The organism is uncultured Brevundimonas sp., from assembly GCF_963975535.1.
Classification (GTDB): Bacteria; Pseudomonadota; Alphaproteobacteria; order Caulobacterales; family Caulobacteraceae; genus Brevundimonas.
The window spans coordinates 1-4,197 of sequence record NZ_CAXBHE010000020.1 but is presented as its reverse complement, the minus strand read 5'-3'; the positions used below and the strand labels follow the sequence as shown (position 1 = coordinate 4,197).

The 4,197-nt window shown below is 49.7% G+C and carries 2 protein-coding genes and 1 pseudogene; all 3 read left to right on the top strand.

Features of this window, described 5'->3' with window-relative positions; genetic code table 11:
- On the top strand, positions 1-923 hold a 923-nt coding region (gene terL / locus AACZ75_RS15505), incomplete at its 5' end, for a phage terminase large subunit (protein WP_339874102.1).
- Positions 924-1,057: 134 nt separating this feature from the next.
- Entirely contained in the window at positions 1,058-3,544 is a 2,487-nt protein-coding gene (locus tag AACZ75_RS15500) for a hypothetical protein (protein ID WP_339874100.1), read from the top strand.
- A 232-nt stretch (positions 3,545-3,776) separates the two neighbouring features.
- Positions 3,777-4,197: pseudogene (locus AACZ75_RS15495) on the top strand (hypothetical protein); the annotation flags it as partial.

Here is a 4,197-nt window from a genome sequence, read left to right as displayed (position 1 = left end):
TGCCCAATGGTTCTGTTATCATCATCAACACCCGGTACCACGAAGATGATCTCTGCGGGTGGCTCCTATCCAACGAGACAGAGGATACCATTCCCTGGGATGTCCTCTCCATACCAGCGTGGCTAGACGAGGAATCAGCAAACCTCCTAGGCCTACCAGAGGGCTCCTCCTACTTCCCAGAGTGGAAGCCAGACGCAGTTCTCAAGCTAGACGAGGCAGAGATCAGGGCCAACAACGGGGGTAAATACTGGCAGGCCCTGTACATGCAGAACCCCTCCCCTGACGAAGGATCTGCTATCAAGTCTGAATGGTTCCAGAACTGGGACGAGGAAGACCCTCCAGAGTGTGAGCTAATCATTCAAACTTACGACACTGCCTTCTCCACCCGGAGCACAGCTGACTACTCTGTGATACAGACATGGGGCATCTTTGAATACCGGACCACTGACTTAGCCGGGAGAGAATACATGGCCCCTAACATGATCCTCCTGGGAAATGTCAGAGAGCGCCTGGAATACCCAGAGCTAAGAAGAACAGCGCAGGACCTCTACGACTCCTACAGACCTGACATCTGTATCATAGAGAAAAAAGCCTCTGGGCAAAGTCTGATACAGGACATGCGTAGGGCAGGTCTCCCTGTGTTGGATTACCTCCCAGACCGTGATAAAGTAGCAAGGGTACACGCGGTTACGCCTATCCTAGAATCTGGAAGAGTTTGGATACCCAGGGGGAAGGACTGGGCCGAGGACCTATTTGCAGAGGCCATACAATTTCCCTATGCCAGGCACGATGACCAAGTAGACGCCATGGCAATGGCCATACACTACCTGAAGGAATCCTGGCACCTGTCTCACCCTGATGATCCCTCCTACGAGGAAGACGAAGATAAACCCAAGAAGAGAACTTACTGGAACTGGAACTAAAGATTATGACAATATCCAGAGCAAGCATTCCCAGAGAACTCAGAGGTGGTAAGAAAAGAACAAAAACTGCTACCATAGGGAAGGGAAAGAAGATACTATCAAAGAATAAACCCGGAAGGAAAAAGGTCTAGACCATGGCAGTTGAACGTAACCCGCTCTTGATGATGGAGCCAGAACTCCAGCAAGAAATGCCCACCTCTAACTTTGACGTAAGAGGAGAAATTCCTTCCATAGAAGCAGAACTACTGGAGGAAAGCGTTGTCAACTTTATGCCCACAGAGGACGGGGGCGTAGAGGTAGAGTTTGGAGAGTCAGAAGAAATGATCATGTCAGGTCCCATGGGTTCTCACTACGAAAACCTGGCAGAGTACCTGGACGAAGATGACCTAGCTGAAATAGGAAACATGGTTGTAGACTCCTACGAGAGCGACAAGGAGTCCAGACAAGAGTGGGAGCAAATCTTTGAGCGTGGCTTTGACCTTCTTGGTCTCAAGCTAGAAGAAACCACAGAACCCTTTGACGGTGCCTGCACAGCGGTACACCCTCTCCTGATAGAATCAGTTGTCAAGTTCCAGAGCAAAGCCTCTCAAGAACTCTTCCCCTCCGGTGGTCCTGTAAAATCTCAAATCATAGGGTCTTCCACCATTGAGCGCGAGAAACAAGCTCAACGTGTCAAGAACTTTATGAACTACCAGTTGACAGAGCAGATGCCAGAATACTTTGAAGAGCAGGAGCGTCTCCTTTTCCACCTCCCGGTGATGGGGTCTTCCTTTAAGAAAATTTACTACGATGCTCTGTTGGAAAGGCCCGTGTCAGAACTTGTTCCCGTGGACCACTTCTATGTTTCTTATAATGCCAAGGACCTCAGAACAGCCAGCAGGTACACGCACCTTATTTTTCGTTCTCTGAATGATTTTAAGAAGGACGTTGTCTCGGGCATGTACCGTGACATTGAACTGTCTAAACCTTCTGCTCCTGATCTCCCAGAGATGACCCAGAAGATGGACGAGATCATGGGCATTGCATCCAGCGGCATGGACCTGGAAGACCCTCAGTACGTCCTCCTGGAACAGCACTGCTACCTGGACCTTCCAGAACCCTATGACGATCCAGACGGTATAGCGCACCCTTACATTGTCACCATAGAGGAGACAAGTAAGAAGGTTCTCTGTATCAGAAGAAACTACAAAGAGGGTGACCCCAAGAAAGAAAAGAAGCTGCACTTTATTCACTACAAGTACGTACCAGGGTTTGGTTTTTATGGTCTAGGTCTTATTCACTTCCTGGGTAACCTGACCATGACAGCCACCACTGCCATGCGCTCTCTGATAGACGCAGGACAGTTTGCCAATCTTCCCGGTGGCTTCAAGGCCAGAGGTGTCAGACTGGTGGGAGACAATGAACCAATTTCTCCCGGTGAGTTCAAGGAGGTGGAGAGCACAGGTATTGACCTGAACAAGGCCATTGTAACTCTCCCCTATAAAGAACCTTCTCAGACTCTGATGAGCATGATGCAGTTTGTCATAGGAGCAGGGCAGAAGTTTGCAGACTCCACTGAGCAGGTCATTGCAGATTCTAAGAACTCTGGACCCGTGGGAACTACCATGGCCCTCCTGGAAGCCTCTTCAAAGTTCTTCTCTGCCATTCACAAGCGGCTCCACAAGGCACAGAAGGATGAGTTTGCAGTACTATCTCAGATAAACTATGACTACCTACCTTCTTCCTACCCCTACGAGGTAGTGGGAGGAGACCAAGAGGTGTTCAAGCAGGACTTTGACGGGCGAATTGATATTATTCCTGTTTCTGACCCCAACATCCCGTCCTCTGCACACCGTATGGCACTGGGACAACTGGCAATTCAGCTTGCCAGTCAGACCCCTCCCGGTACTTTCAACATGCCAGCCCTCTACAGAGAGGTCCTGACAGCTGCCAACTTCCCAAACCTGGACGAAATCCTCCCACCGGACCAGAAACCAGAGCCCAGAGACCCCCTGGCAGACATAATGGCGGCTACCAAGGGCCTACCCATAGCTGCTTTCCCTGGTCAGAACCACGAAGCGCACATTCAGTTCAAAACTTCCTTTCTAAAGGACCCTGCCACCGGGGCAAACCCCATGATGAAGCAGATTGTACCCATAATCAACGCAAATGTCCGAGATCACATGATTATGAAGTACCAAGAGCAGGTTCTGGGCATGGTAGAAGCCTCTGGAGTGGCCAATGACCCCAAAACCACGGAGATGGTCATGGCCCAGGCCGCAGAAGAGGTGGCAAATGCCAACGCTGCCATGGGCGTGGCCCAAAGTCCAGAACAACAGATGCTCCTCCTGGAGAAAGAGCGGTTAGAGTTTGACAGAGAGAAGGCACAGGCCGAAACTCTAAAAGATTCTGCAGAAATTGCCCTGAAGCAGCGTGACATGAACCTCAGAGAGAAAGAGAACATGAACGATCTGGTCCTGAACGTGGGCAAGATGGAAACAGAGGAACGTAAAGACAACCTCAAGGCCCTGGAGAGCGCTGCCAAGCTAGAACTAGAGCGTGACAAGGCAGAGGACAACAGTGAGATCAAGGCAGCGGACACTGCCATGAAGGCTCTGCTAAGTATGGCGCAGAAAGGGTAGAGGCATGGTAGACTCACCAATTCTCCCGCGACAACTGATAGGAAACCTGCCAAGGAACTTAGAAAGACGCCCCCTGACAGAGAAAGAACAAGCATTTGTTCGTCAGGTGGACGAAGAACAGGACCCCGGTGGTATCCTACGTAGCGGGTTTCAAAGACCTACTCCTACTCCCGCTCCTACTCCTGCTCCTACAGGACTAGCAGCTACTCCGCAAATACAAGAGGAAGAAGGTATGTTTGATTTTAATGTAGACGATATTAAAAGCTACCTAGGCAATCTTTTTTCTCCTTCTACTCCTCCTGCTATTGAAGAACCAGTTTCTAGAACAAAATCTGTAAAAAAACCTACTGAGTCTCCGCACCTAGAAGCAGAGGAAGACGGAGGTATAGTTGCTGATGATTCTTTTGACGAGGCTATTCTACACACCATCAGGTACTACGAAGGAGCGCCTATACTAAAGGCAAGAAAGCCTGTAAAGGGTGATCCTTATACAGTGGGCTACGGAAGAACCAGAGATGATAAGGGAAACCTTATAAAGAAAGGGGCTAAGATTACAGAGGAACAAGCAGACAGGTACCTCAGAGAAGACGTAAAAAAACGTATGCCCGAGCTTCGCAAAGCTTACCCTGATTTTAATTCTTACCCTGCGGAAG